The organism is Paenarthrobacter sp. JL.01a (assembly GCF_025452095.1).
Taxonomy (GTDB): Bacteria; Actinomycetota; Actinomycetes; order Actinomycetales; family Micrococcaceae; genus Arthrobacter.
Window position 1 is genome coordinate 3538175 of the sequence record NZ_CP104877.1, and the last position, 26882, is coordinate 3565056.

Genomic DNA, 26882 nt, shown 5'->3' on the forward strand with positions numbered 1-26882 from the left:
TCAAGCCACCACGGCGAGGTCTGTGCGTGTTGGTTCGCGGCAGTCGATGCCAATGCAATTACGCCCGCAGACGTTCAGGATCGTTTGCTCAATCGGCGTAAGCGCCAGCCAGCGGGCGTAGATGAGCCCGTGATCAACGTTCAGGAACCGGGCCATCTCATCCACCGACCCGCACTGCACGAACGCGTCCAGCAGGTCACGGAAGCTGATGAAATACATGGCCGTCATCGCCTCGACAACGATCTCCCTGGACACCCTCCGAGGGGCTACATCTTCCCCATGTTTGAGGGTCCGATGGAAGGCTTCGTGCACGATCGTCACATGCCTTTTGCGCCGCGGTTTCCGCGGATCGACCCTGATCAAACCATCTTCGTGGTTGTAGTACCCCAGTGCCCCATCACTGAGTTCCTCGTACACAACTCCGCGCATCTGACACGCCCCTAATGCCTCCAACAGCCACCCCCCAGCAGGGCCGCTAGGGGTAATGGAACGATTAATATGCCAGATTTACAAACCCTTGCGGCGTGTCGAGTTTCGTTACTCGTCTGAGTCGTCTAGTGAGCTATCACTTGGTATTTCTGTCCGTGCCGCTTGGTACTGTGGCGCCTTGCGTCGCGTGCCCAGAGGGGTGACGGTCGCGTGGGTCTCTTGACCGTTCGGCTTGCCCTCGTGGAGAGTCGCGTCGATCTTGATGACGTTCGCTTCATGCTGTTCAGCAATAGCCTCAGCCGCCTTCATGCGCCTAGTGAGCTCCGTAAGAAGCTCGTCGGTAGACAGAGCAGAGGCGCGTCTTGCGGCCTTGTCCTCGTCCGCCAAGAACACGTCCTGTTCAGTCACGAACTCATCCCGAAGGATTCGATCAATTGCCCCTGGCTTCCAGCCGAGCGCAGCTTCGATCTCGGGGTGCTTGGACTTTTGCGGTGCATTCCTGCCGGCAGACCAGTTGTAGAAGGAACGCTTAGCGGATCCAGTCAAGTGGTCGGCTGCGAAGTGGTCCGGGCTTAGTCCCTTTCTGGATAGGGCCATGCTGATCCACAAGGCGAGGCCTTGTGTGTTTTTCGAGTTCTTCTCGTCGCTCATGCGCTAACTTTCCTTCGTTTGCTACCTGCCCGCCAAGGGGTGCAGGTACGTGTCTTTGGGGCTCATTCCTACGTGAGTACCGGTGGCCCCGCTCATTGGGCCACTTGGTATCGCCCTTTCATGGTTGCGCAGCTTTTGATGCAACACCAAAACTTTTTTTCTGCCCTCTTGCGTGAGTTTTCTTGCAACACGCCCTATGGCGCGGCAAGAACAAACCGGTCCTGACCTGCGGAAACGCTTGTTTTGCAAGTTGTTGCATCCAAACTGTTGACGTAGTGGCATGTTGTTGCATAGTCTTGTCTCACGCCCTCCGAATGAGCGGGAGAGGCCAAATGAGCAAACAAAAGTTAGGAGCACCCCTTGACTAAGAAGCGGACAGCGGTCGCGAAGATCACGAACATTGACGACGTGCGTATTGGGCGCATCATCGCCCTTGCCCGTGATCACAAACGCCTTAGCCAGGAAGACCTGGCGAGTTACATCGGCTGCGACCGGACGACCCTCGCCGGATACGAACGAGGGGGGCGCCCTCTACCGGCTAACCGCATCCCCCGCCTTGTCGATGCGCTCGGCCTTGAGCCCCGCATACTCGACCCAAATGCGGCATAGGACGAGGCCATCGATGAGGAACATTTCAGCATCCGAAATCAGCCACGTGGCAGAGGGCATGTTCTCCGAGGTCCGCGAGATCTACAAAGACAAATGGCCTTGGCATCCCGGAGTGTGCACCGAACTCAAACAGGCGCCCAACCACGTGCAGGAGCTCTGGCTCCGGGTGGCGAAGATCAACATTGAGTCCGTTGATGCCGTCGGGGAAGCCATTGAAAAAACTCTTCAAGAACCGACGAATTGAGCAACCCATGAGCAAGCACACCTTCTCCGTCCTCACCTCGGACATCAAGAAGAACCCAGCGATCCTCCGTGGACTTGCGCAAGAGATAGCTGCACGAACTGGCTATCAAGGCGAAGTCACCACCGTCGAGCATGACGGCGTCACGACCGTTACGGCGGTCGCGGTATGAGTGACGACGATGAGCTGTGGATCACCGAATGCCTCGACTGCAAATGGCAGGGCTATGACCGCGACCGTAGGCGGGCCTCAGACATGGCGGACGCCCACTACAACCAAACAGGGCATCGCTTCTCCGCACTCGTGAGCGAGGACCGATGAGAAACGAACCCCGTGACTGGCTGTTCTACTCCCAGCGCGAAGACGACGAAGACCAACAACAAACCCGCTACGAAGACGACGCAGACAGCGTCAGGAAAGGCGAATCATGAGCAAGCGACTCCGTCACCAGGAAGTGACAAAACGTCCCCGCGTCATTGTCAACGGCGGCTCGTACAAACTCGAATGGCTGGGACACCACAGCGGACAAGCCGTAGCAGTCGGTTACTCCACCCTCGGCGAAGCTATCGACTACGGGCGGGTCCTCGCGCACCTGTATAACCGGGACGCGGCATGAGCCGGCAACCCATCCGCTGGAACCAAGACGCACTCGAAGCCCTCCAAGAAACAGCGTTGGGCATTCTCATCCTCGTCGGCCTTCCCCTCTCCACCATTGTCATCGCCGCAGCACTAGGCGGTGCGCAATGACCGTCCAGGCAGGCATCGAAGTAGAGGCGGACCTTGAGGTGCTGGTGGGCGAAATGCCGCCCATCCCTTGCGAGCATCACCAACATGACACCCTCAGTCGGCACCATGACGGGCCAGCTACCCACTACGTCCAATGCCATTGCCCCGAGTGCGGCGCCAGGAGCTCAATTCGGGCTGTCTGCGAGCGTTTCGTGAAGCATTCCCGGACGGGAAAGCTCCGCTGCCCGAAGTGCAACACCCGCATTGACGGCGTCAAGGCCGTCATTATCCTCGCCCCGATCAACTCGTCTACCCGTTAGGAGCCCCGTCGTGACCCTTCAACTTGTCGCCCACAAGGACGCTCTCGCGTTCTCCCCGATCGTCACGCCCCTCGCTGATGACGCTACGGAGCACGCCACGATCATCGTCCACCACCGCGCACCTGAACTGTTGGACATGCTCGGCCTCACCGGCACCGTCATAAGGCGGACAGCATGAGCCTCTTGGAGCCAACAAACCTGCTGACCGAAACCTTGGACGCAATTGAGCGCTCTGGACACACGCCCGAGCAAGTCACTTTTGTCGGCTCCCAAGATGCTGAGTACCGATGCACGTGGGACGAGTTCACTGTCCTCGCTGACGTTACCTATGACGACGGTTACGGTGCCGCCGAAGTAGCTACCGACCTGATCATCAGATTTGACGATGGCCGGAAGATGTGGCGCGGCGAGTACGACGGGTCCGAATGGTGGGAGTTCGACCCTATCGGCACCGTCGATTACTCCAATCCGGGCAAGCCTATCCAAAAGCTGACAGGTGGCATGTGGGTAAAGCTCGCCGAGCTTCACGCCGAGGATGACGACCAATGACCCGCCTCCCTGATCCGCTTGACCCTGACGAAGCTTGGGCCACGCCGGACACCTTCGCCCAATGCGGCAACCCGAACTGCGGCTGCCAGCCCACCACGGACCCACTCCCCCGCGAGGACATCGAATGACCACCCAAGAGCAGTACGAACCCGAGCAACGCGCCCAAGCCATCCAAGCAACCATCCAATCCCTCAGCCTCGAAAGGCACACCCAATGAGCCTCAAATTCAGCCACGAAGGACACCGCTACACCCTCGACGGCAAACGCCCCACCAGCGTCACCACCATCCTCAGCGGCGCCATCCCCAAACCCGCACTCCCCTACTGGGCAGCAAACCAAGCCGCCCAATACGCCATCAACAACCCCGGCGCACCCTACGACACCATCCGCAAAGCACCCTGGGACCTACGCGACAAAGCAGCCGAACGCGGCACCGCCGTCCACGCCCTCGCCGAAGCACTCCACAACGGCGAAGAAGTCACCTTCGACCACGAACTCGCCGGATACATCGACGGATACCTCGACTTCCTCGACCGCTTCGGCGTAGAACCCGTCCTCTCCGAATGCAACGTCGGCATCCGCAACATCTACCCCGGCAAAAACGTCGCCGGCAGGTTCGACCTCCTAGCCCGCATCCCGAAACTCCACGGTGACAAGGTCGTGATGATCGACCTCAAGACCGCGAAGGGCGTGTACGGGGAGACGAAATTGCAGACCGCGGCCTACTCAAAGGCTGACTTCTATACGACGGACGCTGACGGGGACGCCGAACTCAAGCTCCCCCACATCGAGGCCACCTACGTCGCACATGTGACCCCCACGGACCGCGAAGGCGAAAACGCCCGCTACGGCGACGCGCCCCTAGGCACCAACCTCTATCTGCTCGCCCCCAACCCCGAAGCGATTGACCGGCACTACGCCATGTTCCGCGCCGCCGCCTACACCTACTACACCACCCGTGAGCGTGACCTGATCTCCGAACCAATGGCCGCACCCCTCAGCGCAGCCGCCTAACCAAAGGAATCAACAATGAGCACAGTAGCAATCCGCCAGCAGGGCACCGCCCTTACCATCCAGGAAGGTCAGACCGAGTTCTCACCCGGACAGGTTGCAACCCTCCGCCAGCTTGGCGTGGAAAACGCAACCCGTGAAGACCTCGCAGTGTTCTTCCACCAAGCAGTACGAACAGGGTTGGACCCGTTCGCCCGACAGATCTACATGATTGGACGCAACGCCAAAGAGGTCTACTGGGAGAACGGCCAGAAGCGGGAATCTTGGGTTACCAAATACACCATCCAGACAGGAATCGACGGGTATCGCCTCATCGCCCGCCGAGCTGCGGACCGGGCTAACGAAACGCTCGGCTACGAAGACACACTTTGGTGCGGTGAAGATGGGCAGTGGCGGGATATCTGGCTGTCAACAACGCCCCCAGCAGCCGCCAAGGCGACCGTTGTCCGAGCTGGGCAGAAGTTCACCGCGACGGCGCTCTGGTCGGAGTACGTACAGACCAAAAGGGACGGTGGCGTGTCCAACATGTGGGCAAAGATGTCATCGACAATGCTCGCCAAATGCGCCGAAGCCCTAGCCCTGCGGAAGGCCTTCCCACAAGACCTGTCCGGGATCTACACGGTTGAGGAAATGGCGCAGGCTGACAACCAGCAGCCTGAACCCGCACCAGCCTCCGCGCAGGCGCCCGAACCAGCCCCGGAACCGAAGCCCAAGCAAACCCGGTCCCGCAAACCAGTCACCCCCATCGAACCCCCGGCTGACCTGCCCGCGCCCGCCGACGATGAGCCCGCCGAAATCGTGGACGAACCCGCCGTCGAACTCATCACCGAACCACAGTCCAAGATGATGTTCGCCCTGCTCCACCAGAACGGGTTCACCGATGACAACACGGGCGCTCAGAAGGAATACATCGAATCCATCATCGGCAGGCAACTAGCCTCCCGCCGCGACATCACCAAAGCGGAGGCCACCAGGATCATCGACCTCCTGAACGACGCCACGCCCGATGCCGCGTAACCGTTGCGCCTGCGGCAAAGTCCAATCCTCAACCCTTGAGGAATCCCGCCTCGTCCACGCCCGAGTCTGGGCAGCCAGGGGCGGGGAACCAGTCCGCTACTACCAATGCCCGCACAGCTCATGGCACTGGACCCGTAGCCCACTCCGAACCAAGAAAGCCGCATGAAAACCATCACCATATACACCACCCCCGCATGCTCCCAATGCAACATGACCAAACGATGGCTCGAAACCCGGAACATCCCCTACAGCGTGGTTGACGCCACCGCTGACGAGAACGTAGCCGACTCCATCCGGTCACGCGCCGCCTCAGACGGGCACACCGGCAAAGTCCAGATGCCGTACGTGCAATACAGCACAGGCGACGCCGAAACCGACTTCCACTGGTTCGGTTTCATCCCCGCACACCTCGAAAAATACGCAACCACCATCACCCAGGAAGCAGCCTAATGAGCATCCCCACCATCACCGACATCGCCGGAATCATCAACGCCCCCGAGCTCCGCTACACGCAGTCAGGCAAGGCAGTCCTGTCCATGCGACTCGCGTTCAACGACTCCAAATATGACGACCAGCAGCGCAAGTGGGTTACCACGAAGAGTTTCTACGTTGACGCCCAAGCCTGGGAGCAGACTGCCGAACGGCTCGCCGAAACCCTGACCCAAGGCGAACAGGTGTACGTCGTCGGACGCCTCGAAACGCAGCAGTGGGAAAAGGACGGCGAGAAGAAATCCAAGCCTGTCCTGAACCTCCAGACTGTCCGCAAGCTGGCGAAGGCCGAGCCCCAGCAGGCACAGCAGCCCCGCTCCCAGCAGGCCTCGCAGGATGACCCGTGGGCCACACCCGCCGTAGCCAACACAGGCGGCTGGGGCAACCAGTCCGACCCGGCTTTCTAAACCACCCCGCGGGCGCCGGCCACACGTCGGCGCCCGCACCACCCCCATGAGCAAGGACCCCCCAATGATCCACTACCACACCAACCAAGGCGTCACAGCAACCCGCATCCGACAAGCCAACCCAAAACCATGGGGCCGCTACACATGCCGACGCTGCGGCATCGAATACGGAACAAGCACCCACAACCCCTACTGCCAAGACTGCCGCGACTACCACCAAGGACAGGCCCAATGACCGCGTACGTCCGCGGCGCCGCAACCACCGCACTACACGCCCGCCAAGCAGTCGAACGCCAACTAGCCGAAACCGAACGCCTCTACGCAGAAGGCCGCAAACTCGCCACCACCATCAAAGAACTCCGCCAACGCAACGCAAACATCCAAGCAGCCATAGCCGAAGAACAAGAAAAACTCGAAGACAAACGCGCCACCCTCACCGCCAAACTAGCGGACATCCAAGCAGCGCAAGCGGAAGCTGATAACGCAATCCGCGAGGCAGAAGCGAACGCCGCAACCATCCGCGAACTCGCCTACGACCAAGCCCGCGCAATAACGGAACGCGCATACCGCCACGGCTACGACAAAGGCAAGGACCGCGCCCGCGCGCAACACGCCATCCTCCGCAAGTACACGCCCAAACCAGACGGCAGAAACCCAGGCCGAACCAACCAAACCCACCACGGATACGCAAAGGACATCGCAGCATGACCACAACGGCGATTTACGAGCCGCACGCATGTCAGCCGCCCAGTAACTTCTTCGGGGTCATTCCTGATGGGCAGGTCGAGCTATGCGAATGTGGCCAGAAATGGCGCATGAAATCCGGGCGGATCTTCTACAAATGGGAGCGAGTATGAGCGGCGCTATGGGCTCTCACCAGTCGGCGGCCATGAAGTCAGACGTTTGGCTCACCCCGCCCCACATCGTTGAAGCACTTGGACCATTTGACCTAGACCCCTGCTCGCCTATCGACCGCCCCTGGGATACCGCCGCTAAACATTACACAGCAGAGGATGACGGCCTCTCGTTCGAGTGGGAAGGACGGGTATGGATGAACCCGCCATACGGTGCGCAGGCTGCCACGTGGCTCGAACGACTCGCTAAGCATGGTGACGGCATCGCCCTCGTATTCGCACGTACCGAGACCCGCATGTTCTTTGACTGGGTGTGGCCCTATGCATCCGCCCTCCTGTTCATAGAAGGCCGCCTACACTTCCACCACCCTGACGGCACCCGCGCCAAAGCCAACAGCGGCGCCCCCTCAGTCCTCATCGCCTACGGAGATGCAGCCGCCAGGAAGCTAATCAACTCAAGCATCGCTGGTGCCCGAGTGGACCTTCGCGGCGCCCTGAGTGCAGCATGACCGACGCGTCTGACCGTGAGCGCCGGCAGCAGCGGAAACAAGCGGACACGGCACGCAAACAAACCATGCGGGAACAACGGGAACAACAAGCACAAAGGAGGCGGAGTGGCTGACGACCGGTACTTCATCAAAGTCCACGACGGATTCCCCGAACACCCCAAAACAATCGGCCTCTCAGACAAAGCCTTCCGCGCAGTAGTCGAGTTCTGGTGCTACTCGCACCGTCAGGAAACAGACGGGAAAATCCCCCTTGCCCTGTTCAACCGGCTACCCCCAAAGGTCCGGAAAGAACTGCTGGTCGATTACGCGATCATGCACGAAACCCACGTCGAAATGCACGACTATTTGGAGCATCAGCAGTCCGCGCAGGAGATAGCGGAGCTCCGTAAGAAACGGTCTGAGGCTGGCAGGTTGGGTGGCAAAACCAAAGCAAACCGTCTAGCAAGTGCTAAAGCAAATGCTAAGCAAAACGGTAGCAACCCTGTAGCAGACAAAGACATAGACAAAGACTTAGCTACTAACGTAGCTAAATCAAAAGACGCGCAAGCGCGTCCGCACCCGGATGAATTCCTGGATTGGTACCTCGAATATCCCCGCAAAACAGGCAGGGCAGCAGCCGAGAGAGCCTACGCGAAAGCCAGGGAACGAGTCAGCGCCGAGACGCTGCTAGCCGGCGTCAGGGCTTACGCCTCGGATCCGAACCGGGTACCGGAGTTCACGAAGCACCCTGCGACATGGCTGAACGGCGGGTGCTGGGACGACGACCCGCTACCGGCCCGCGGTGGTGCGCAGCCCGACCATGGGCAACGAGCCCTCGCCAAAGGCCGCGAACTACTCCAAGGCTGGGAAGCCCAGCAACACCAGTACGAACCGATCCGCGAATTGGAGGTCTGATGGAAACCCCCGATGTCATCAAAATGCTCACCTGGATCAACTCCTTCGATGGCAGGGTGCAGCTCAACGAACCCAACGTGACCGTTTGGGCTTACGCCATGCGGAACGCCGAAGCCGCGTTCGCGAAAACCGCTGTACTCGAACACCGCAGGCTCTACGCAACCGCGCCGCAACCATCCGAAATCGCCACCAGGGCACGCCAGTTGAAAGCATCCGAGGCAGCGGCACAACGCGCACTCACCGCGGCACCAGCCAAACCCTCCGACCAAATCCCACTCAGGCAGCGCGACCCACAACGCTGGCAAGCCCTCATCGACCACGGCAAACAACAACGTGAAACAACCCTGAAAGAACGAACAACATGAAAAACACTTGGAAAGCGCTTGCTAAGAGCCTCAAATACGCGGGGGCGTCCAACGATCCACCGCGCGCACGCGAAGCGATTTCATGCAGACCTGTAACCCGAAAGAAGGCAACTAATGTCTAACCCCTCTCACCCGAAATGCGGGAAGTCTTACCCTGGCGGTTCTTCCGCTGGTCATTGCTCGGCTTGCTGCGAGACGTTTATCGGCTTGACCTCGTTTGAGGCGCATCGTGTTGGGGATCATGGCGTGGACCGTGGTTGTGAGCTGAGTGAGAAGCATTGGGCTGATGAGCGCGGGTTCTGGCATCACGGGCCGAAGATGTCCGATGAGGTCAAGGCTGCAAGGTTTGGTGAGGATGCCTAGGTCACGGTCTAGTGCGAAGGCTGCGGGTTCCCGGCATGAGCGTTCGGTGGCGGATTATTTGCGGGCGCATGTGTCCCGGTTTATTGATCGGCAGCCCAAATACGGCGCCAACGACCGCGGCGACATCGGCAATGTCGAGACGTTCAACGACGAGCCCGTTGCGGTCCAGTGCAAGGACTATGGCGGCAGATTCCTGGTTGGCACTTGGCTGACGGAGGTGGAGATTCAACGCCTGAATCTGCCGGGTGCTGTTGCTGGTGTGGTGGTGGCGAAGCGTCGTGGGACGACTGATCCTGGCCGGCAGGTTGTGTTTATGACGGTGGATGATTTGGTGGCTTTGCTGTCGGGGAAACGTCCGGGCAAAAGTTCGTAAAGTCTTGCACTTTCTTGCGGGTTTTAGTGTAAACTGGTGCGTATCAGGCGGGTTATGAGCGGCCCGCCCCCGAGTCGAAGAAGCCGGCCATGAGCAGCCAAACCCCACTACAAAACCTGTTGAGCGCTATCCGCCTCGCTGAGGGAATCCCAAGGGACCGCGAGAACTACCGAGGCCTAGACGAAATGCTCATCCAACTCCGCACCGCAGCCAAAGACCTGGAAGGCCAGTCATGATCCGTAAAACCCTCTCCACACTCACCGCAGCCGCCGTCCTCGCCCTCGGCGTCGCGGCACTCCCAACCACAGCGGCGCCCGCGGAAGCCGCGTCCTACACGTCCTGCTACGTCGCCATGAACGGCTCCACGTGGTGCTACCGGTACGCGTGCACGGCACGTGAGGAAATGGCCGGCTGCTACGAAGGCTGGGTACGCCGGAACGTCTGGGCAGCATGACCTCACACACCATCGCAAAAGACATCGAGGCAACAGGCATGAGCAACTACCCAGACGAGTTCGACAAGCTACACAAGGCCCTGGTCGCCGATGCCAGCAAGCACCCTGACTATGGTCAGCGCCCATCAGTCGCCCTACTTGGCTACAGCGAAGGCGCCGAGCATGCGCTCGACACTATCCGCATCAAGGGGTACGTGTTACACCGCAAGGTAAGCACCATTGAAGAACTCGAAGCTATTGGCTTCGGCGCTGCTGTATTGGATAGCCGAGGAACAGTCTGGGTCAATGATGGCGACAGCCTTGACCAGTGGGCGAGTCTCTTGGAAAACAGCCAAGGTGGGCCGATATGGCGATGCTCAGCAGACATTGAATTGCCTGCAACAGTGCTGTATGAGGCCTACTAATGACTACCCGGCCTGACCCGCTCGCTACCCTCCCGCCCGTGTTGGCGTCGAAGCTGCGGAACCTCCCACCCCACCTGTACGCCGAACTATTCCCCACGAAAGAGAAACCATGAGCAACCTGACTGAACGCATCAGGGGCGAAATCAGCCACCACATCTCACCTGTCATCGGCTGGCTGCGCCTGGATGCCGAGAAGGGCCGATCTGATGACGATGGCAAGAGGCACGACGCATGGCTGGAACGTCTGGACAAGGCCACCGAAGCTGTAGCCGAACTTGTGAAGCCCCGCACGATCACCGCCACCGAAGAACTCGACGCGCTACCGGATGGTTCCGTCGTCCAATCAGCAGACATTGAATTCAACGGACGAACAACACCGGACATCTGGAGTTACCGTCGCGGGCACTGGTTCTGCATCACGGCCATATCAATAGGTGGCGAGGTATACAGGGGGCCTGCAACTGAGATCGCACTCCCCGCAACTGTCCTGCACGAAGGGGGCGCAGCATGACCACCCCCGGTATCCCTGCCCTGCTCGAACCCATCCAGGAACGCTGGGCAGCCGTTGGTGACCTTGACCAGTGGTACGCGCCCGAAGAGATCCAAGAAGCGCTGGAGCACGCCGGGACCGCCTCCGAGCACATCGGGCCTGACTCGATGGCCATCGCCCACGCAGGCACGGACACCGCCCGCCTACTCGCCGCCGTGAAAGCCGTGGAGCGTACGGCACAGCATCTCGACCGGCTAGCTGATGGTGACCGCCACTACGCCAACCTGTTCCGTTCCGCTGTTGAGGCCGCGCTCAGGGGCGAAGCATGAACCCTGAGGATCAGCGGCGCCGTTTCGTTCCACCGCTCGGCAAACTGCGCAAGCCCTATGCCGTCACCACCTGGAACGCCCACCGAGCGCCACGCCTGATCAACTGGAACCGCTACCCACGGCAAATCATCGGCATTGCCCTGCGTTTGCCTGACGGAGAGACGAGCGCGGGAAGGACGACACATCACAGCCTGTCGATCGTATGGGCGAAACCTGCTAGGTGGTGGAAGTGATGTGTGAGGCTGCCCGTCAGCTCGCGAAGGCCCGCTACTTGCTCGACCAAATGCGCGGCACCGGCAGGTACGACATCCCCGAACTACTCCACCACCTCAACCCCCAACACTGCGAACACGAACAAGACAAGGACAACGGATGAGCCAGGAACTGAAGGCGGAGAACGAACAGCTCAGGGCATCAAACCGGAAGCTTGCCGAGATGCTCAAGAACATGGGCGACAAGCTGGATGAGGGACGCCGGGAACTGCTCGCCACGGGTTGGGAAGCGGGCTTCCTGCGCGGTCAGGAGCTAGCCGCTTGGGCTATCGGTAACCGTCCTGACAGCGAACGCCCTGACACTGACAACCCCTACCGCAAGCCAGTCATTGACCTGTCTGGCGCGATCATCTGCACGACCAAGGGTGACGCGTGACGGTCACGGCAGAGCAGCTTGAGAAGGCGCTCACAACCCTGGATCAGGTCGTCGCCGCTGTGAACATCGGCCGCGGTTCCATGACCGCCACCTACGGGCACCGCACCTCGACCGGCAGCCAGGAGCACGCGCCGTTACCCGTAGACGTTGACCTCATCGACCGCAAGATAGCAGCGCACCGGTTCTTGATGGATCGGGCTCTCAGGATCGCCATGGAAACCGGCGAAGGTTTGACAGGCCGTGACGTGCACAGCCTCACCAACTACCTCTACGCACGTGCACCCTGGATCGTCGCACAACTCTGGGGTCTCGACTTCTACAAGGCTGTTGTGGAGCACACCAACGGGTTGGACAACGCCCGCACGAGGCGCGAACCCAAGGTGTTCGCCGGCAGATGCGCGGAATGCGACACCGACCTGTACGCGGTCAAGGGACAGCCCGAAGCAAGGTGTGGCACGTGCGGTACGACGTATGAGGTGTTGGCGTGGCGGGAGTTCGCTAAGGGTTTGTTCGGGCAGCACATCGGCACACCCACCGACCTCAGCCGGAAGTTGTCCACGCCGGAGTACGGGATTGAGGTGACCGCCGACCGGATCCGTAAATGGGCTCGACGGGACAAACTCGAACGCGCAAACCCAGCCACCAACGAAACCGGCGACCCAATCCCACCCGCATACAGGCTCAACGACGTACTCGACCTCTACCACAACGCACGCCGCACACCCTTGGAAGGCAGGACAGCATGAGCGACTACGCAAGTCCTGGGCTAAACCGCCGTCCTGACCGGGACCGTGAAGCAAAGCAGAATGCCGAACATCGCGCAGGCCCGAATAAGAACACCACATCAGGCGTTCGCGGCGTTTCATGGCGAAGCGACATGCGGAAGTGGGGTGCAACGGTAGGGCATGAAGGCAAGCGCATACGCCTCGGACACTTCGCGACCATCGCTGAGGCTGAGGCCGCAGTGCTTGCCAAACGCAGAGAACTTTTCACTCACAACGACGCAGACAGGTAGCCGTAATGGATAACCAAACCAACCGTCTCGCCCAGCTCATCGCGACCGCCGCTGACAAGGAACTAGGCACACGACCGGACGGGCAACCACGACGCCAAGACAAAGCCGCAGCCTTAGCGATCGAAGCCGAATACCTGTTCATCCGACGCGCAGAGCTTCCCGAAGTACGGGAATCAGCCCACGACCCAAACAGCTACTACGTCGGCACTGACAACGTCGTGTTCACGTCCGAAGAAAACGCCCGCAAATGGGTTATGGCAGACATCGCCGTTTGGCAGCATATCGCCGCGAAGGAAGACGCCGCCCGCGAAGCGAAGCAGGCACTCGACAAGCGCCGTGATGAACTGGCCCGCGAGATAGCCGGCGAAGCTGAGGGCGACCCACATTCCCAAGTGATCTACAAAGGCATGGTGAAGACAGCCCGCATCGCCATTGACCGCATCATCGAACTCGAAGGAAAAGCCGCATGAAGCTCTACCTCGCCGGCCCCATGACGGGCATCAAATACTTCAACGCCCCCGCCTTCGCAGACGCCACATTCCGGCTCCGCTTGGTGGGGTACGAGGTGTTCAACCCCGCAGAGAACGACATCGAGAACGGATTCGACGTTGGCAAGATGCTCGGCACGGAGAAGCTGGAAGACCACGGCTACTCGTTGCGGGAAGCGCTCAAGCAAGACCTGTCCTGGATATGCGACCACGCCGAGGGCATCGCGCTCCTGCATGGGTGGGAGACCTCGAAGGGCGCGGCTGTCGAGCACGCGCTTGCTACGGCGCTTGGTATCCCGGTCATGCTCTACCGCGAGTGGGTCAATAAGGCGGAAGGCAACACTGTTGCGGAGGTGGCAGCATGACCGAGGTGCGATCCGTGTCCAGCACGGGCGGGGAGAAAGGCACCAAAGATGAGCGCTATGACCTCATCCCCGTCGAAGCCCTCGCCACCGTCGCCCGCCATTACGGCGTAGGAGCGCGCAAGTACGCGGCCCACAACTGGCGCCGGGGTTATGAGTGGTCGAAGTCCTACGCGGCCCTGCAACGCCACACGCAGGCGTTCTGGTCAGGTGAAGACATTGACGAGGAAACCGGGTCGCCGCACATGGCTGCTGTCGCGTTCCACGCCCTCGCGCTGCTGACGTTCATGGAGGAACAGCCTGGCTTTGATGACCGATTCAAGGCCGGTTCCGCAACTTAGTGCAAGAAGTGTTGACAAGTTGCAGTGTTTTGTCCTACTATCGTTTTAGCCTGAAATACTCATACCCAGGAAACCCTCGCCTGTGCGGGGGTTTTCCTTTTGCCGGACGGGGCGCTGCGATGGCCGCTGACATGCACAAACCCACGCTAAACGCCCTCCACCGCTGCGACAGTTGCGGGTCACGCGCGTACGTGCACGTCATCATCGAAACCGGGCTCAACGACGCCGGCTACCCCGACAGCGGCGAACTCCTGTTCTGCGCACACCACGCCCGTGAGCACATGCCCGTCATCAAGGTACGCTGCAACGTCCTCCACCTCCTGGATGAGACAAGGTTCCTCACCGAGCACATCCAACCACCCGAGGCCACAGAGCTAACCAACCTCAAGAAATGAGCAAGTGGCGTGTCTTCTACGGCTCAGAGCAGTTACCCCATCGCGAAACAAGACGGCGTGTGCGGCGTGCCCTGCGGTCACTGATTGAACCCGAACCGAAGTACCGGACAGGCAAGTTCTGGACCGACTAACAAGCCCCTGTGGTGTGGTGAACGCCTTCCCTCAGCCGCTCATCTGAGACGTGGCGCATGCCTTGCGCTGCCACACCACAGGACCAAACTTCCTACGTGAATCCCGAGGGAAGACAAGCAAGTGCATATCGGACTCACCTAGTAGCTGGCTAGGGAATGGAAGCGACCTAGAAAGCCTCCGGGCAGGGCTTCGGCGCGATGGCGGCGTAGTGACCTGCACCAGCAACAACTGAATAGCCCGCGAACATGAGCGCGGGAGGACCGTAGCTCAAAGGCAGAGCAACCCACCCTAGACGTAGGGAACATGGGCAGGTTTGGTTGGTTCAACTCCAGCCCGGTCCACTCAACCCCTGTTCGCTTCGGCGGCAGGGCGCGGCGTCCTGGAACTCGGGGTGCCAGCTATCGCCTCCCAGCCCCACAAAGGGCTGGGGTAAGGCGTAAGAAGTCCCAGTAGGTCCCTGAACCGGAAACGGTTATACCGAACGGCGGTGAGCCATCACCGGAGCCACGGACGCGTGGTAAATGGCACGGGCTGGGCGCAGACACGGGCGCCCACCAGCTTCAAGCGCTGGCAGCCCACGAGGACAGCGAACACCCCCGGCCAACAACTGACACAGCGGGGACGAGCTAGTACCTGTCCATCACTATGGCTGCCCGGCCACTTCCGCATGGAAGGACCGGGCAGTTCTATAACCCAATGAGCACGGGAGAAACCATGAGCAGAAACAAAGGCTGCATGTTCAGCCGCATCATCAACGAAGGCGACCCACAAGACCAGGAAGCCATCCACAACCTGCTCAACTCCACCAAAAGCAACACCGACATCGCACGCGACTTCACCGAAGCCGGACACCCCATGTCCGAACACGCCGTACGCCGCCACCGCAAATCAGACTGCTCATGCGGGTGGCTCTAAATGGGTGACCTCGCCAAACGCCTTGCCCCGAAGATAGCCCCCGCAGCCGTCCAACAGGTCCGCATCCTCACCCTCGACATTGAGAACTCCCCAAACCTCGCGCACGTCTGGTCACTGTTCAACCAGAACGTGTCCCTGTCCCAGCTACAGGACACAGCCAAAGTCATCAGCGTCGCCGCGAAGTGGTACGGGGACAAAGAAGTCCTGTTCTACAGCGACCACCACAACGGCCACAAAGACATGATCCACAAGATCCACGCGCTCGTGTCAGAAGCTGACCTCATCGTCGGTTACAACAGCGCCGGGTTCGACATGAAACACCTCAACCGCGAATTCATCCTCGCCGGCCTGAACCCGCCCGCACCGTACAAGAACGTGGACCTCCTACTCACCGTCCGTAAGCAGTTCAAGTTCTCATCAGGGAAACTCGACCACGTCGCCCAACAGCTCGGCCTCGGCAAGAAGACCAGCCACATAGGTCACGAACTCTGGGTCAAATGCATGGCCGGTGACGACAAAGCATGGGACACCATGCGGAAGTACAACATGCAAGACGTGGTACTCACCGAGAAGCTCTACGACCGTTTGCGGGCTTGGATCCCGAACCACCCTCACCTCAGCATGTTCACCGGCGAGGAATGGGGTTGCCCCGTGTGCGGCAACAAAGACCTCTCCAAGTTCCGTGCGGGCACGTCGTACGCGAATGTGCAGCGTTACCGCATGTATCAGTGCCCGTGTGGTCACTGGGTTCGCGGTACGAAGAAGCTACAGGACGCCACTCAAACCAGGAGCGCACGATGAGTGCAGTTTCAGAGCGCACACGTACCACCGTGCGGCATGAGTACATCATCCCGTCACCTGCCTGCTGGACAGACGTGCAGCTCGCTATGCACCTAGCCTCCGAAGCTCGCAAGGCTGCTGGCCTGTCGGTCAACTACGACGACGTGGTCAAGGTCGAGTCTGATGATGACTACGTGATCGTCTTCTGGGAAGAGACCAAGTGAGGCGCCGTTGGTTGGTGTTGTACCGGCCCCGCCGCTGGCTCCGCACATGGAGGTAACCGCATGGCGATCCTGCTCACCCTCCACGCCGAAGTAACCGCACACGGCGTCTGGTGCCCCACCTGCGCGTCACCCAGCGTCACCACATTCAAGGTCTACACCCTCTGCGAACTCGGCGTGTTCCCGCCCACAACCCGCACACGGTGTCACAGATGCAAGAGGGCGTCATGAGCAAGACCGACAAGACCCGACCGTGCAAGCTCAAGCACGCTGAAGGCAAGCCCTGGTGGATGCCATGCTGCTCATGGCCAAGCTCTCACCGGCTGACCAAGCAGCGGAACCGCCGTGTCCGGTTCAAGGTCCGTGCCGCGCTCCACAACGGCGAAGAACCGCCACCGTACAGGCTCTACCCGTTCTAGCGGAGGCGACATGATCACAGGTCAGGTTGGTTTGGTCCGCAAATCACGGCACCCCATCTCCCGCATCATCGAATGGGTCACCCGCTCCGACACCTCACACGTCATCATCGCCACCAGCGAGGTCCAATGCATCAGCGCCGAACCCGGAGGCACAAGGCGCCGGCTCATCAGCGACTACCCAAACGTCACGTGGTCCCAATACGTGCTGACTGACCGGCAAGCCCACTTGATCGCCGGCATCGCCGAATATTCCATCGGCGTCCGCTACGACTACCTCGCCTGCGCAGCCCACGCCCTAGCGGCCATCACCCGCACAGACACGCCCCCGCGCATCCAGAGTTGGCTTGCGAACCGGGGACCAACAACCTGCTCCGCCCTAGCCCAAACAGCCATCACCGCCGCAGGCCTCCAAGCCCCACGCCCATGGCTACCCACACCCAAAGACTGGGCACTGTTCTACGAAACCAAAGGGTGGAACCACACCACATAACCACCGCCGAGCGCATCCAGGAGGTGCCAGTTGGCGACCCGACGACCACCGGCACTATCCGAAACGGACAAGGCCTACATCAAAGAAGCCTACGAACGCGGCGACTCACACCGCGACATCGCAGCCCACCTGAACAAGGCTAAGTCCACTGTTGGGCAATGGATGACCCGAAACGGCATGAGGTACGACTCCACGGACCAGAAAGCCGCGATCGAGAAGAACGTCCTGACCGCGCAGGAACGCATCAGCGCTCTCCGTTTGGATGTGATCGGCATCGCCGAGCATGATGCCGCTGAGATACGCAAAGTGCAACGCGGCGAACAGAAATGGAAGACCGTCCTACGGGCCATGGCGGGCGCGGAAGAAGTCCGGGAACTCGACTTCATCCCACCCAACGACAAACGCTCCAACGCCTCATCCCTGGCGTCCCACGCGGGCACCATCGCCCGCCTCGCACCCAAGGAAGACGGCAACCAGACCGCCGAGGTTGATTCCGTCATGGACAAGCTCATCAACGGGCTCCAGAAAGCATTCAACAACGAGGGTGAACAAGAGTGACGGTCCCGCTCTCTCAAAAGCAGATCAACTCCATTGTGCGGGCCACGTCGCTTGTTGATGAAGTGCCCGAAGTGAAAATTAGCCTGTGGGTGGGGGCCGTGAGCGCTGGCAAGACTATCGCCAGCTTGTTTGCGTTTCTTATTGCCATCAAACAAACCAAGGGCGCTGGCCTCATAGTAATTGTTGGCAAGACCTTGCAGACGATCGAGCGGAACATCCTTGACCCGCTGATGGATTACCGGATCTATGGTCTAGCGGCTGGCGCGGTCAAGCACACCAAGGGTTCCGGTGTCGCGATCATCCTTGGGAAGACCGTGCACCTTGTGGGGGCGAACGACGCCCGCTCTGAGGAAAAGATCCGCGGTTCCACGGTTGAACTCGCCTACGTTGATGAGGCGACACTGTTGCCGCGCGGGGCTGATAACACCACGGGGTTCTGGGAAATGCTGGTGTCCCGTTTACGTGTGGCTGGCGCCCGGATGTTCGCGACGACTAACCCAGGCAGTACGCGCCACTGGCTGCGTACCGAGTGGATCTTGCAAGCCCGCCAAAAGAACATGCAAGTCTTCCACTTCACCATGGATGACAACCCGCAGTATTTCGAGGGCGGCAACCCTGGCCCGAAGTACATACAAGACATGAAAGCGTCCTACGCTGGCGTGTTCTACGACCGCATGATCAAAGGGTTGTGGACGAACGCTGAGGGCGCGATCTTTGACATGTGGTCGGCTGAGTCGCACATCATCCCGTATGGCCAACTGCCCTCCATGCAACGCATACTAGGCGTCGGGATTGACTACGGAACGACGAACGCCACCTCCGCTATCCTGCTTGGCCTCGGCGTTGACTACAAACTGTATGCCATCGCCGAGTGGCGGCATGACTCGCGTGCGGACAAAGTCAACCTCACTAACGGCGCCATAGTCGAGGGCATCACCAAATGGCTCGACGGGCTCACGCTCCCAGACGGGACACGGCCCATGCCGGAATGGCTGATCCACGACCCGTCCGCGGCCTCGTTGCGGGTGGAGATGGCGGCGCAGGGCATTGTGAACATGTTCCCCGCGAACAACGAAGTGCTGTACGGCATCCAAACCGTCGCATCAGTCCTTGACAGCGGCAGGTTGCGGGTGTCGGACAAGTGCACGGGCCTCATCGGCGAAATGTCAGAATACAGTTGGGACGCGAAGGCAACCGAGAAGGGCGAGGACAAGCCACTCAAGGTCAATGACCACTCGGTGGATGCGCTCCGTTACGTGGTCACGTCCACGGAAACGAACTGGCGCCCCTACCTCAACCACCCAGCGGGCTAGTGCCCGTCAAGCCACGGTTTACGGTCGGGGCATAGCGTCTCAACGGCTGCGGTGACAAGAGCCTTCGCCTCGTCCTCACGGAACCCGGCATCAGCCCACCGCTGAGTGGTGCCCACTGCTGTGTCCTTCGACGCGCACACATCACGCCCAATATCCACAAGGCCCTTGTAATCGCCACCATCAGGCGCACGCACGGACCCCTTGACACGGTCAACGAACCCCGCCTCGCCCGTGCTCGCGGAACACCCAGACACGAGCACAAGCACCGTGACCACCCCCACAAGTTTCCTCATCCCCCAATCGTACCAAGGAGGGCCTAAATGGCTTTGCCCGTCAACGGCGCCGAGTGGCCCCCACGCAACGTCGCACACATCCACGAAGACTACTCAATCTGGTCCGCGTGGTACGCCAACGACGTCAACATGCTCCGCACGGCCTACTCCGCCAACGGAACCCCCGGCCCAGCCGGTGCACGCCGCGGCCTGCTCAACCGGGTCGCTGACTGGTTCTGGACCCCCAAGGGCAGCGACGGTGAAGCCGGCGTCACGAAACTGCATGTGCCGCTTGCGTCGGACCTGTGCCAAGTGTCCGCTGACCTGCTCTACTCCGAGCCGCCCACGTTCACCGTGGAGGACAGCAAGGGCAAGAACAAGGCCGTGCAGGAACGTCTTGACCTGATAACCGGGGCAGGGTTCGACCAGACCCTCATCGCCTCAGCCGAGGTAGCCGCCGCGCTTGGTGGTTCGTACCTCCGCGCAACCTGGGATGACAGCCTGTACAAGCATGTGTTCCTCACGAAGGTTGATGCTGACGGGGCGCTGCCAGTGTTCCGGTACGGCAGGTTGGTTGAGGTCACGTTCTGGCGTGTCGTGGACGTTGAGGGGACGGTGTTCACCCGCCACCTCGAACACCACAGCGTAGATAGCTTCGGTATCGGCGTCATCGAGCAAGCTCTTTACCGGGGCTCCGCCACTGACATCGGCGTCCGAGTCCCCTTGGATGAAGCTGACGCGACGAAGCACCTCGCCACAGTTGTGGACGCCAACTCGATCATCAGCACCCAAACCCCCGGCCTCGCCGTCGAGTACGTCCCCAACATGACCCCAACCCGGAAATGGCGCACCGACCCGCACGGCGCCTACCTCGGACGCAGCGACCTTGACGGCATCGAATCATTCCTCGACGCCCTGGACCGCGTCTACTCGTCGTTGATGCGGGAACTTGAGCTCGGCAAAGCCCGCCTCGTCGTCCCGTCCTACATGATGAACGACCTTGGCCCCGGTAAGGGTGCCGCGTTCGATAATGACCGGGCGATCATCTCCGAAGTCCTCGCGTCCCCCGGCGCTTCGACTGACTCGAAGCTTGCAATCGAGAAAGTCCAGTTCGACATCCGCGTGTCAGAGCACCTGGAAATGGCCGCAGCTCTGCTCGCAGTCATCATCCGTACCGCTGGGTACAGTTCGCAGACGTTCGGTGAGAAGGACGCTAGTGGCGGGGATAAGACCGCGACTGAGGTGACCGCGAAGGAACGCCGCTCGTACCTGACCCGTGACCGGAAGATCCGCGCCGCCACCCCGGCACTGGAACGCATCCTGTTCAAAGCCCTCGACATGGACGCCAAACTGTTCGGCACGAACCTTACTGCCGCCCCGGTGACGGTCGCGTTCGCTGACGCGGTTCAGACCCCGCTTGAGGCGTTGGCGGCGACGGTGAACCTGCTCAAGCAGGCTGAGTCCGCGTCGATCGAAACCCGGTTGCTGATCCTGCACCCGGACTGGGACGAGACGCAGATCAGCATCGAGGCCGGCAAGATCCAGAAGGAAACGTCCATGTTTCCCGACCCGGCAACGTTCGGAACGGTGGTAAACGATGGCGCAACCCCAGCCGGAACCGGTGGACAGCCTACCGGTAACGATCGAGGTAGCAACAGCGGCGCTGGTCAGTAAGTACAACCAAGCTGAACAGGAACTCATCGCCGGGTCCGCGGCGATCATCGCCCAGCACTTAGGCGATGATTCACCGCAGGCCCAGCGGTCCATGTACGCCGCGCTGCAAAACCTTGCACGGTCCATCGCTACCCGGCTCGGGTTAGAGGTTGGTGCGCTGTCCCAGGGTGTCGCTGTTGAAGCGGCACGCCGGGGCAGCACCGCAGCGCTCCGCGAAGTCCGTGAAGCACTCACGGACCACCCCGCTCTGCGGGAACGCTACACCCGCGCCACAGGCACGCAGGTAACCCCGCACGGGCTCAACGCAGCCCAGCACATCGCACGTGACCTGACAGACCGGCTCACCGCGGCCAACCAGCGCATCACCCGGTTCAGTGCTGACGCGTACCAAGCAGCCACCGCAAAGGCCTCCATCGGCATGGTCGTTGGTGGCACCCCGCAGGAAGCGCAACGGGAAGCGTGGCGGGAACTCACGGACGGGGGCGTGACCGGTTTCCGTGACAGTGTTGGCCGCGACTGGACGCTCTCCACCTACGTGGAAATGGCAACCCGCACCGCAGCGATCCGCGCGTACAACGAATCCCACCAAGACCGTATGACCTCCCTAGGCATCCAGTACTGGACCGTCGCACCTACCGGGTTCCCCTGCAAACTCTGCCTCCCATGGGAGGGACGCATCCTTTCCCGTAAGGGCGCCGGCAGGTACACCGAGGACGACGCGAGGGGCAAGGGACGTGTCGCGTTCCAGGTCGCAGGGACGGTCGAGGAAGCCCGCCTTGCCGGGTTGCAGCACCCGAACTGCAAACACACCCTCATCGCGTACTTCCCCGGTGTCACGAAGCTTGTGACGCGCACGCCGGAGGAAATCGCTGAGGCTACGGAGCGGTTCAAGGAAACCCAGAAACTCCGTCATCTTGAACGGCTTGTCCGTGCAGCGCGCACCGCTGAGCAGGCGGCTTTGACTGACATGGACAGGGCAGCGGCTAGGCGCCGCGCACGCGAGATACAGGCACGTATCCGCGAGTTCACTGCTGAGACTGGCCTGTTGCGCCGCCCCGCACGTGAACGAGTACCCGATACCCGCAGTACCAACTAACGACAGCCCAGGAGGCTCCCGTAATGAGCGACAACCCCGCTACTCCCGCAGCAACACCCGAGCCCGTGACACCCGCCGCAGCAGGCCCGGCACCTGAGGGCACGCCCGCGCCCGCGGCCCCCGAGCCGGCGCCCGCTCCCGAGGTGAAGACCTACGACGAAGCGTTCGTGGAAAGCCTCCGCACTGAAAAGCAGAAGGCCGAAGCCGCCGCCGACGCGAAGATCAAAGCCGCGCTCAAAGCCTTGGGCATCAGCGACGAAACTGAGGATCCCCTCAAGGCAGCGCAGGACGCAGCAGCGACCAACGCCCAGGAACGCGACAACGCACGCGCCGCCGCCCGTGACACGTCCGCCGAACTCATCGTCTGGCGCAACGCCGCCGAACTCGGCGTAGACCCCGCAGCCGTCACGGACTCCCGCGCGTTCGAACGCGCCATCAAAGACCTCGACCCCGCCGACCCGAAATTCGGGGAAGCCGTCAAGGAAGCGGCAACGAACGCCGCCAAGAACAACCCCAAGCTCAAGGCAGCCGCACCGGCTCCCGGCGCTGGTGGGGCCGATTTTGCCGGTGGAACCGGGGAAACAGTCGGCATTGACGCGAGGATCGCCGCCGCCGAAAAAGCAGGCGACCACGCACTGGCAATCAAGCTGAAACGCCAAAAGGCATACACCAACTAAGCCCCTAAGAAGGAGCCCGCATGTCCGGCATCACCGGTATCGGTACCACATTCAACCTCCCCAACTACCACGGCGAACTGTTCGCCCTGACCCCCGACGAAACCCCGTTCCTGTCCGCCATCGGTGGCCTGACGGGCGGCGGTCAGACCTCGTCCGTTGAGTTCGAATGGCAGACATACGACCTGCGCGACCCGAACCAGCAGACCCGCGTCCGCGTTGAAGGTGCCACCGCACCCGGCGCTGAGGGCCGCGTCCGCTCGAACGTCCGCAACGTCGCGCAGATCCACCAGGAAAAGGTCTCTGTTTCGTACACGAAGCAGGCCACGTCCGGTCAGGTCTCCACCCCGAGCTCCGCACCCTACCGAGGCGTTGACGGGTCCAACCCGATCAGCAACGAACTTGACTGGCAGGTTCAGCAGGCCATCAAGTCCATCGCCCTGGATGTGAACTGGTCGTTCATCAACGGCAAGTACTCCAACCCGACCACGAACGCCACCCCGCGTCAGACCCGCGGCATCCTTGAGGCGATCGTGACGAACAAGACGGACAAGTCCGGTGTGTCCTACACGGGCGCCACGTCCGCTACGGACACCATCACCGTGACCCACGCACTGTCCAACGGTGACAAGGTCGTGTTCGATAACACCGACGTCGCCACGGGCATCGTCGCGGGCCGCGTCTACTTTGTGGTGAACGTCTCCACCACCGTTTCGTTCAAGGTCGCCCTGACCGCTGGCGGTACCCCGATCACCCTCGGCACCGCTTCCAACATCGCCCTCCACCGCCCGTCCACCACGGCCCTGGCTGTGGATGATGTCAACACGTTCGTGCAGGGCATCTACGACAACGGTGGCCTCAACGGCATGCCGGTCCTGCTGGTGAACTCTTCCCAGAAGCTCGCCATCACGAAGGCCTACGCTTCCGCTTACGGTCAGGCTCACGGCCTGATCAACGCCGGCGAGCGTATCGCTGGTGTCGCGGTTGACCGGATCGTCACCGACTTCGGTGACTTCGGTCTGATGCTGGAACGCAACATGCCGCAGGACGCCATCGCGGCTGTGACCATGGGCCAGCTCCGCCCGGTGTTCCTGAACACCCCCGGCAAGGGCGTGTTCTTCGAGGAAGCACTCGCTAAGACCGGCGCATCTGATGATGTGCAGATCTACGGCGAAATCGGCCTCGAATACGGCTCCGAGCGGTCCCACGGCCTGCTCAAGGGCCTCAAGGTCTAGCACCCACTTGGAGGGGCAGTAACTCATGGTTGCTGCCCCTCTACCCGTTGGAAAGGCGGCACACATGGTTCTGGTCTACGCAGCCACGAGCGACCTGACGACCTGGACTGGTGGGCCTCCCCCGGCGAACGCCACCCAGTTGCTACGCTCCGCGTCGATGCTGATCACGTCCGCTACGGTCGCGTCAGTTTACGGCGTGGACGATGCCGGGTTGCCGTCCGAGGCGAAGGTGTTGCAGGCGTTCAAGGACGCCACGTGCGCGCAGGTCGCCTACTGGGTGACTGCGGGCGTTGACCCGACAGGTGGTGGTATCAGCACGGCTGCCCCTGTCAGGGGTAAGCGGCTGGGGTCGGGTTCGGTGGAGTATGACACGGCGGTATCCGGCTCGGTAACCGCTTTCCAAGCTAAGCGTGCCGCCGCTGCCACTCTCTGCGCTGAGGCGTTCATGGTCCTCCACCAAGCAGGCGTCACACCCTCAGGGGTGCAACGTGGGTGACCTTGACGACTTCTACGTGCATACCCTCACCGTCCAGACCCTCACCGGTACGGGCGCGATGGGTGACGTGTTCGCGGATCCCGCGACCGTTCCTGGGTGGTTGGAAGACAAGCGCCGCATCGTCAGGGACAAGAACGGGCAAGAGGTCGTCTCATCCTCCATGTTCGCCTGCGACAACGCGCACCTGCCCAAGTTTACCCCTGATTCGAAGGTCACTATCGACGGGCGCACAGCGTTCGTGATCGGTGTCGCGAACTACACCTCGGGGGCGCTTGACCTCCCGGACCACCTCGAAATCGATCTGACCTAGGGGGCCGCGTGTCGATCGACTGGTCATTCAACTTGAACTTGGACAAGGTCGCCGAAGCCGCAAAGGTCGCCGCCCCACTAGGCGCAGCTAAGGGCATGGAACACATCCGAGGCGTCGCTGTCGCATTGACCCCATATGAGTCCGGTGACCTTGCGGGCTCCGCGACTGTAACAGTTGACGGCGACGAAGCCACGGTGACGTTTGCTGGCCCATATGCGCGCCGGCAACACGAAGAACTCACGTGGCGGCACGAAAAGGGCCAAGCCAAGTACCTCGAACAGCCCATGCACACAGAGAAACCCGTCGTCATGGACATCATCGCCCATGAAGTGAGGAAAGCCCTGTGAGCTTCACAACCGACTTCCTCACCGGCGTCGCACAACAGTTGCACGACGCGGGCATAGGCACGTACCGGCCTGACACCCCGTACCTTGCGGGGGAAACCGGGGTTGTGTTCAAGGACATGCCCACCGCCCCTAACCGGGCAATCGTCCTCAACACCTACTCCCCCGGCGCGGATGACAACCCACACGTTCCCGTGTCCCTCATCGCCCTGCAAGTCAGGGTCCGGGGGAACCCCGGCCAGCCCCTCGACCCTGACGGGATCCGCGACCAGGTTTACAACCTGCTCCACGGGCAGGAACACCGCACCTACGGCACCTGCCACGCAAACCAAATCCTGCACCAAAGCACCATCCCGAACGGCAAAGACGACTCCAAACGGTGGGAAGTGTCCATCAACTTCTACGCCGACGTTGACCTGCCACCCACCACGAACCGACCAGCCCCATAGGAGCACCAATTGTCCAACGACCTCGCCCGGAAATACCGGGTAGACGTATCCACTGACGGCATCACATGGGTGCAGATCAACGGCGTCAATGACTTCAACCCGAACGTCGCGAATAACGACCAGGACGCTTCCGCGTATGACACGGATGGCTGGTCTATTTCCGAGACGACCATGAAGTCTTGGACTGCCACGGTCAAAGCCCTCGTTCGTCGTACCGCTGGCGTCCTCGACGCGGGCCTCGCCCTGTGCAAGGCCACGCAGCTTGTGTTCGGTGACGCTCAGCGCCTCTACGTGCGCTGGTACTTGCGTGACACGGGCAAGGAAGCGCAGCAGGGCCGCGCGATCGTGTCCTATAACCGTTCCAAGACCGGCGTCGCTGACCTTGATGAGGTCACTGTCGAGTTCAAGGGTGACGGTGCACTCGCGGCTGTCGCTGATGTTGCGGTGACCACGCCTGTGCCGCAGCTTGTGTCCGCTTCCCCGTCCGGTGCTGCGCAGAACGCTCTTGTGACGATCACGGGCGCGTACTTCACGGGCGTCACTGGCGCGACCGGTGTGAAGTTCGGTGCGACCAACGCGACCAACTACAGCATCGTGTCCGACGCGGTCATTGTCGCGACCGTCCCCGCTGGTACTGCCGGCGCGGCGAACATCACCGTCACCAACGGCACCGGCACGTCCGCCGCCCTGCCATACACCCGCGGCAGCTAGTAGCCGCCCTTTGATCGCGGCCCCACCTGTGCATATCAACCGGGTGGGGCCGCACCCATG

At 61.1% G+C, this 26882-nt stretch carries 52 protein-coding genes; 49 read left to right on the plus strand and 3 right to left on the minus strand.

Annotation, left to right across the window (positions count from 1 at the left end):
* Positions 1-429 (minus strand): hypothetical protein, encoded by a 429-nt coding sequence (locus N5P29_RS16615; protein ID WP_262275909.1) that lies wholly within the window; start codon positions 427-429, stop codon positions 1-3.
* 108 nt (positions 430-537) lie between these two features.
* Positions 538-1080, minus strand: coding sequence for a hypothetical protein (locus tag N5P29_RS16620; protein ID WP_262275910.1), 543 nt, complete (start codon positions 1078-1080; stop codon positions 538-540).
* A 360-nt stretch (positions 1081-1440) separates the two neighbouring features.
* On the opposite strand from N5P29_RS16620, the gene N5P29_RS16625 reads away from it, so the two are divergent.
* The 40 genes from N5P29_RS16625 to N5P29_RS16820 all read left to right on the plus strand — a co-directional run bounded on the left by N5P29_RS16625 (position 1441) and on the right by N5P29_RS16820 (position 19561).
* The gene (locus N5P29_RS16625; protein WP_262275911.1) at positions 1441-1689 is read left to right on the plus strand and encodes a helix-turn-helix domain-containing protein; all 249 of its coding nucleotides are present in this window, start codon (positions 1441-1443) and stop codon (positions 1687-1689) included.
* A gap of 13 nt (positions 1690-1702) precedes the next feature.
* Complete coding sequence (locus N5P29_RS16630) at positions 1703-1933, plus strand: hypothetical protein (protein ID WP_262275912.1); 231 nt, start codon at positions 1703-1705, stop codon at positions 1931-1933.
* Positions 1934-1940: 7 nt separating this feature from the next.
* Positions 1941-2102, plus strand: coding sequence for a hypothetical protein (locus tag N5P29_RS16635; protein ID WP_262275913.1), 162 nt, complete (start codon positions 1941-1943; stop codon positions 2100-2102).
* Positions 2099-2251 (plus strand): hypothetical protein, encoded by a 153-nt coding sequence (locus N5P29_RS16640; protein WP_262275914.1) that lies wholly within the window; start codon positions 2099-2101, stop codon positions 2249-2251. The genes N5P29_RS16635 and N5P29_RS16640 overlap by 4 nt, the downstream gene beginning before the upstream one ends.
* A gap of 106 nt (positions 2252-2357) precedes the next feature.
* Positions 2358-2546 (plus strand): hypothetical protein, encoded by a 189-nt coding sequence (locus tag N5P29_RS16645; protein WP_262275915.1) that lies wholly within the window; start codon positions 2358-2360, stop codon positions 2544-2546.
* Positions 2543-2677 carry a hypothetical protein gene (locus tag N5P29_RS16650; RefSeq protein ID WP_262275916.1) on the plus strand — a complete coding sequence of 45 codons (135 nt, stop codon included), beginning with the start codon at positions 2543-2545 and terminating at the stop codon, positions 2675-2677. Before N5P29_RS16645 ends, N5P29_RS16650 begins: the two co-directional genes overlap by 4 nt.
* On the plus strand, positions 2674-2976 hold the full coding sequence (locus N5P29_RS16655; RefSeq protein WP_262275917.1) for a hypothetical protein: 303 nt from the start codon (positions 2674-2676) through the stop codon (positions 2974-2976). The genes N5P29_RS16650 and N5P29_RS16655 overlap by 4 nt, the downstream gene beginning before the upstream one ends.
* A gap of 10 nt (positions 2977-2986) precedes the next feature.
* Positions 2987-3154 (plus strand): hypothetical protein, encoded by a 168-nt coding sequence (locus N5P29_RS16660; RefSeq protein WP_262275918.1) that lies wholly within the window; start codon positions 2987-2989, stop codon positions 3152-3154.
* Positions 3151-3525: a hypothetical protein gene (locus tag N5P29_RS16665; protein WP_262275919.1), complete on the plus strand. Its 375-nt coding sequence runs from the start codon at positions 3151-3153 to the stop codon at positions 3523-3525. The genes N5P29_RS16660 and N5P29_RS16665 overlap by 4 nt, the downstream gene beginning before the upstream one ends.
* Complete coding sequence (locus tag N5P29_RS16670; protein WP_262275920.1) at positions 3522-3653, plus strand: hypothetical protein; 132 nt, start codon at positions 3522-3524, stop codon at positions 3651-3653. The genes N5P29_RS16665 and N5P29_RS16670 overlap by 4 nt, the downstream gene beginning before the upstream one ends.
* Positions 3654-3738: 85 nt before the next feature.
* A complete protein-coding gene (locus N5P29_RS16675) occupies positions 3739-4539 on the plus strand; it encodes a hypothetical protein (protein ID WP_262275921.1) in 801 nt (266 codons plus the stop codon).
* Between the two features lie 15 nt (positions 4540-4554).
* Positions 4555-5553: a RecT family recombinase gene (locus tag N5P29_RS16680; RefSeq protein WP_262275922.1), complete on the plus strand. Its 999-nt coding sequence runs from the start codon at positions 4555-4557 to the stop codon at positions 5551-5553.
* Between the two features lie 162 nt (positions 5554-5715).
* Complete coding sequence (locus N5P29_RS16685) at positions 5716-6003, plus strand: glutaredoxin family protein (protein ID WP_262275923.1); 288 nt, start codon at positions 5716-5718, stop codon at positions 6001-6003.
* Positions 6003-6449, plus strand: a complete 447-nt coding sequence (locus N5P29_RS16690) for a single-stranded DNA-binding protein (protein WP_262275924.1) — start codon at positions 6003-6005, stop codon at positions 6447-6449. The genes N5P29_RS16685 and N5P29_RS16690 overlap by 1 nt, the downstream gene beginning before the upstream one ends.
* Positions 6450-6680: 231 nt before the next feature.
* A complete protein-coding gene (locus N5P29_RS16695) occupies positions 6681-7157 on the plus strand; it encodes a hypothetical protein (RefSeq protein ID WP_262275925.1) in 477 nt (158 codons plus the stop codon).
* A 181-nt stretch (positions 7158-7338) separates the two neighbouring features.
* A complete protein-coding gene (locus N5P29_RS16700) occupies positions 7339-7812 on the plus strand; it encodes a DNA N-6-adenine-methyltransferase (protein ID WP_262275926.1) in 474 nt (157 codons plus the stop codon).
* 105 nt (positions 7813-7917) lie between these two features.
* Positions 7918-8706 carry an LvrA C-terminal domain-related protein gene (locus N5P29_RS16705; RefSeq protein WP_262275927.1) on the plus strand — a complete coding sequence of 263 codons (789 nt, stop codon included), beginning with the start codon at positions 7918-7920 and terminating at the stop codon, positions 8704-8706.
* On the plus strand, positions 8706-9071 hold the full coding sequence (locus N5P29_RS16710) for a hypothetical protein (protein WP_262275928.1): 366 nt from the start codon (positions 8706-8708) through the stop codon (positions 9069-9071). Before N5P29_RS16705 ends, N5P29_RS16710 begins: the two co-directional genes overlap by 1 nt.
* 409 nt (positions 9072-9480) lie before the next feature.
* Positions 9481-9807 (plus strand): hypothetical protein, encoded by a 327-nt coding sequence (locus N5P29_RS16715; protein ID WP_262275929.1) that lies wholly within the window; start codon positions 9481-9483, stop codon positions 9805-9807.
* A gap of 89 nt (positions 9808-9896) precedes the next feature.
* Positions 9897-10043, plus strand: a complete 147-nt coding sequence (locus tag N5P29_RS16720) for a hypothetical protein (RefSeq protein ID WP_262275930.1) — start codon at positions 9897-9899, stop codon at positions 10041-10043.
* The gene (locus N5P29_RS16725; protein WP_262275931.1) at positions 10040-10261 is read left to right on the plus strand and encodes a hypothetical protein; all 222 of its coding nucleotides are present in this window, start codon (positions 10040-10042) and stop codon (positions 10259-10261) included. The genes N5P29_RS16720 and N5P29_RS16725 overlap by 4 nt, the downstream gene beginning before the upstream one ends.
* Positions 10258-10665 carry a hypothetical protein gene (locus N5P29_RS16730; RefSeq protein ID WP_262275932.1) on the plus strand — a complete coding sequence of 136 codons (408 nt, stop codon included), beginning with the start codon at positions 10258-10260 and terminating at the stop codon, positions 10663-10665. The genes N5P29_RS16725 and N5P29_RS16730 overlap by 4 nt, the downstream gene beginning before the upstream one ends.
* Before the next feature lie 109 nt (positions 10666-10774).
* Positions 10775-11176 (plus strand): hypothetical protein, encoded by a 402-nt coding sequence (locus tag N5P29_RS16735; protein ID WP_262275933.1) that lies wholly within the window; start codon positions 10775-10777, stop codon positions 11174-11176.
* Positions 11173-11484 carry a hypothetical protein gene (locus N5P29_RS16740; protein ID WP_262275934.1) on the plus strand — a complete coding sequence of 104 codons (312 nt, stop codon included), beginning with the start codon at positions 11173-11175 and terminating at the stop codon, positions 11482-11484. Before N5P29_RS16735 ends, N5P29_RS16740 begins: the two co-directional genes overlap by 4 nt.
* Positions 11481-11717, plus strand: a complete 237-nt coding sequence (locus N5P29_RS16745) for a hypothetical protein (RefSeq protein ID WP_262275935.1) — start codon at positions 11481-11483, stop codon at positions 11715-11717. The genes N5P29_RS16740 and N5P29_RS16745 overlap by 4 nt, the downstream gene beginning before the upstream one ends.
* A complete protein-coding gene (locus tag N5P29_RS16750) occupies positions 11714-11860 on the plus strand; it encodes a hypothetical protein (protein ID WP_262275936.1) in 147 nt (48 codons plus the stop codon). The genes N5P29_RS16745 and N5P29_RS16750 overlap by 4 nt, the downstream gene beginning before the upstream one ends.
* On the plus strand, positions 11857-12132 hold the full coding sequence (locus N5P29_RS16755) for a hypothetical protein (RefSeq protein WP_262275937.1): 276 nt from the start codon (positions 11857-11859) through the stop codon (positions 12130-12132). Before N5P29_RS16750 ends, N5P29_RS16755 begins: the two co-directional genes overlap by 4 nt.
* The gene (locus N5P29_RS16760) at positions 12129-12878 is read left to right on the plus strand and encodes a hypothetical protein (protein ID WP_262275938.1); all 750 of its coding nucleotides are present in this window, start codon (positions 12129-12131) and stop codon (positions 12876-12878) included. The genes N5P29_RS16755 and N5P29_RS16760 overlap by 4 nt, the downstream gene beginning before the upstream one ends.
* Positions 12875-13147 carry an AP2 domain-containing protein gene (locus N5P29_RS16765; RefSeq protein ID WP_262275939.1) on the plus strand — a complete coding sequence of 91 codons (273 nt, stop codon included), beginning with the start codon at positions 12875-12877 and terminating at the stop codon, positions 13145-13147. Before N5P29_RS16760 ends, N5P29_RS16765 begins: the two co-directional genes overlap by 4 nt.
* A gap of 5 nt (positions 13148-13152) precedes the next feature.
* Positions 13153-13617, plus strand: a complete 465-nt coding sequence (locus N5P29_RS16770; protein ID WP_262275940.1) for a hypothetical protein — start codon at positions 13153-13155, stop codon at positions 13615-13617.
* Entirely contained in the window at positions 13614-14000 is a 387-nt protein-coding gene (locus N5P29_RS16775; protein ID WP_262275941.1) for a DUF4406 domain-containing protein, read from the plus strand. The genes N5P29_RS16770 and N5P29_RS16775 overlap by 4 nt, the downstream gene beginning before the upstream one ends.
* Positions 13997-14338 (plus strand): dATP/dGTP diphosphohydrolase domain-containing protein, encoded by a 342-nt coding sequence (locus N5P29_RS16780; RefSeq protein WP_262275942.1) that lies wholly within the window; start codon positions 13997-13999, stop codon positions 14336-14338. Before N5P29_RS16775 ends, N5P29_RS16780 begins: the two co-directional genes overlap by 4 nt.
* 131 nt (positions 14339-14469) lie before the next feature.
* Positions 14470-14733: a DUF7455 domain-containing protein gene (locus N5P29_RS16785; RefSeq protein WP_262275943.1), complete on the plus strand. Its 264-nt coding sequence runs from the start codon at positions 14470-14472 to the stop codon at positions 14731-14733.
* Between the two features lie 846 nt (positions 14734-15579).
* A complete protein-coding gene (locus N5P29_RS16790) occupies positions 15580-15780 on the plus strand; it encodes a hypothetical protein (protein ID WP_262275944.1) in 201 nt (66 codons plus the stop codon).
* Positions 15781-16581 (plus strand): ribonuclease H-like domain-containing protein, encoded by an 801-nt coding sequence (locus tag N5P29_RS16795; RefSeq protein WP_262275945.1) that lies wholly within the window; start codon positions 15781-15783, stop codon positions 16579-16581.
* Positions 16578-16784 (plus strand): hypothetical protein, encoded by a 207-nt coding sequence (locus tag N5P29_RS16800; protein ID WP_262275946.1) that lies wholly within the window; start codon positions 16578-16580, stop codon positions 16782-16784. Before N5P29_RS16795 ends, N5P29_RS16800 begins: the two co-directional genes overlap by 4 nt.
* A 224-nt stretch (positions 16785-17008) precedes the next feature.
* The gene (locus N5P29_RS16805) at positions 17009-17200 is read left to right on the plus strand and encodes a hypothetical protein (RefSeq protein WP_262275947.1); all 192 of its coding nucleotides are present in this window, start codon (positions 17009-17011) and stop codon (positions 17198-17200) included.
* 10 nt (positions 17201-17210) lie between these two features.
* Positions 17211-17690 (plus strand): hypothetical protein, encoded by a 480-nt coding sequence (locus N5P29_RS16810; protein ID WP_262275948.1) that lies wholly within the window; start codon positions 17211-17213, stop codon positions 17688-17690.
* A 30-nt stretch (positions 17691-17720) separates the two neighbouring features.
* Complete coding sequence (locus N5P29_RS16815; RefSeq protein WP_262275949.1) at positions 17721-18248, plus strand: helix-turn-helix domain-containing protein; 528 nt, start codon at positions 17721-17723, stop codon at positions 18246-18248.
* Positions 18245-19561 carry a PBSX family phage terminase large subunit gene (locus N5P29_RS16820; protein ID WP_262275950.1) on the plus strand — a complete coding sequence of 439 codons (1317 nt, stop codon included), beginning with the start codon at positions 18245-18247 and terminating at the stop codon, positions 19559-19561. Before N5P29_RS16815 ends, N5P29_RS16820 begins: the two co-directional genes overlap by 4 nt.
* Here the strand turns inward: N5P29_RS16820 and N5P29_RS16825 are convergent.
* Positions 19558-19854, minus strand: coding sequence for a DUF732 domain-containing protein (locus N5P29_RS16825; protein WP_262275951.1), 297 nt, complete (start codon positions 19852-19854; stop codon positions 19558-19560). The two genes, N5P29_RS16820 and N5P29_RS16825, sit on opposite strands and share 4 nt — an antisense overlap.
* A 27-nt stretch (positions 19855-19881) precedes the next feature.
* On the opposite strand from N5P29_RS16825, the gene N5P29_RS16830 reads away from it, so the two are divergent.
* The 9 genes from N5P29_RS16830 (at position 19882) to N5P29_RS16870 (ending at position 26822) form a co-directional block, all read left to right on the plus strand.
* Complete coding sequence (locus N5P29_RS16830) at positions 19882-21507, plus strand: phage portal protein (RefSeq protein ID WP_262275952.1); 1626 nt, start codon at positions 19882-19884, stop codon at positions 21505-21507.
* Complete coding sequence (locus N5P29_RS16835) at positions 21431-22603, plus strand: phage minor capsid protein (protein WP_262275953.1); 1173 nt, start codon at positions 21431-21433, stop codon at positions 22601-22603. Before N5P29_RS16830 ends, N5P29_RS16835 begins: the two co-directional genes overlap by 77 nt.
* Before the next feature lie 23 nt (positions 22604-22626).
* Complete coding sequence (locus N5P29_RS16840) at positions 22627-23280, plus strand: hypothetical protein (protein WP_262275954.1); 654 nt, start codon at positions 22627-22629, stop codon at positions 23278-23280.
* Between the two features lie 20 nt (positions 23281-23300).
* Entirely contained in the window at positions 23301-24512 is a 1212-nt protein-coding gene (locus tag N5P29_RS16845; RefSeq protein ID WP_262275955.1) for an SU10 major capsid protein, read from the plus strand.
* A 64-nt stretch (positions 24513-24576) separates the two neighbouring features.
* Positions 24577-25008: a hypothetical protein gene (locus tag N5P29_RS16850; RefSeq protein ID WP_262275956.1), complete on the plus strand. Its 432-nt coding sequence runs from the start codon at positions 24577-24579 to the stop codon at positions 25006-25008.
* Positions 25001-25318: a hypothetical protein gene (locus tag N5P29_RS16855; RefSeq protein WP_262275957.1), complete on the plus strand. Its 318-nt coding sequence runs from the start codon at positions 25001-25003 to the stop codon at positions 25316-25318. Before N5P29_RS16850 ends, N5P29_RS16855 begins: the two co-directional genes overlap by 8 nt.
* 8 nt (positions 25319-25326) lie before the next feature.
* Complete coding sequence (locus N5P29_RS16860; protein ID WP_262275958.1) at positions 25327-25665, plus strand: minor capsid protein; 339 nt, start codon at positions 25327-25329, stop codon at positions 25663-25665.
* Entirely contained in the window at positions 25662-26111 is a 450-nt protein-coding gene (locus tag N5P29_RS16865) for a minor capsid protein (protein ID WP_262275959.1), read from the plus strand. Before N5P29_RS16860 ends, N5P29_RS16865 begins: the two co-directional genes overlap by 4 nt.
* A gap of 9 nt (positions 26112-26120) precedes the next feature.
* Positions 26121-26822, plus strand: coding sequence for a phage tail tube protein (locus tag N5P29_RS16870; RefSeq protein WP_262275960.1), 702 nt, complete (start codon positions 26121-26123; stop codon positions 26820-26822).
* The last annotated feature ends 60 nt before the right edge of the window (positions 26823-26882 follow it).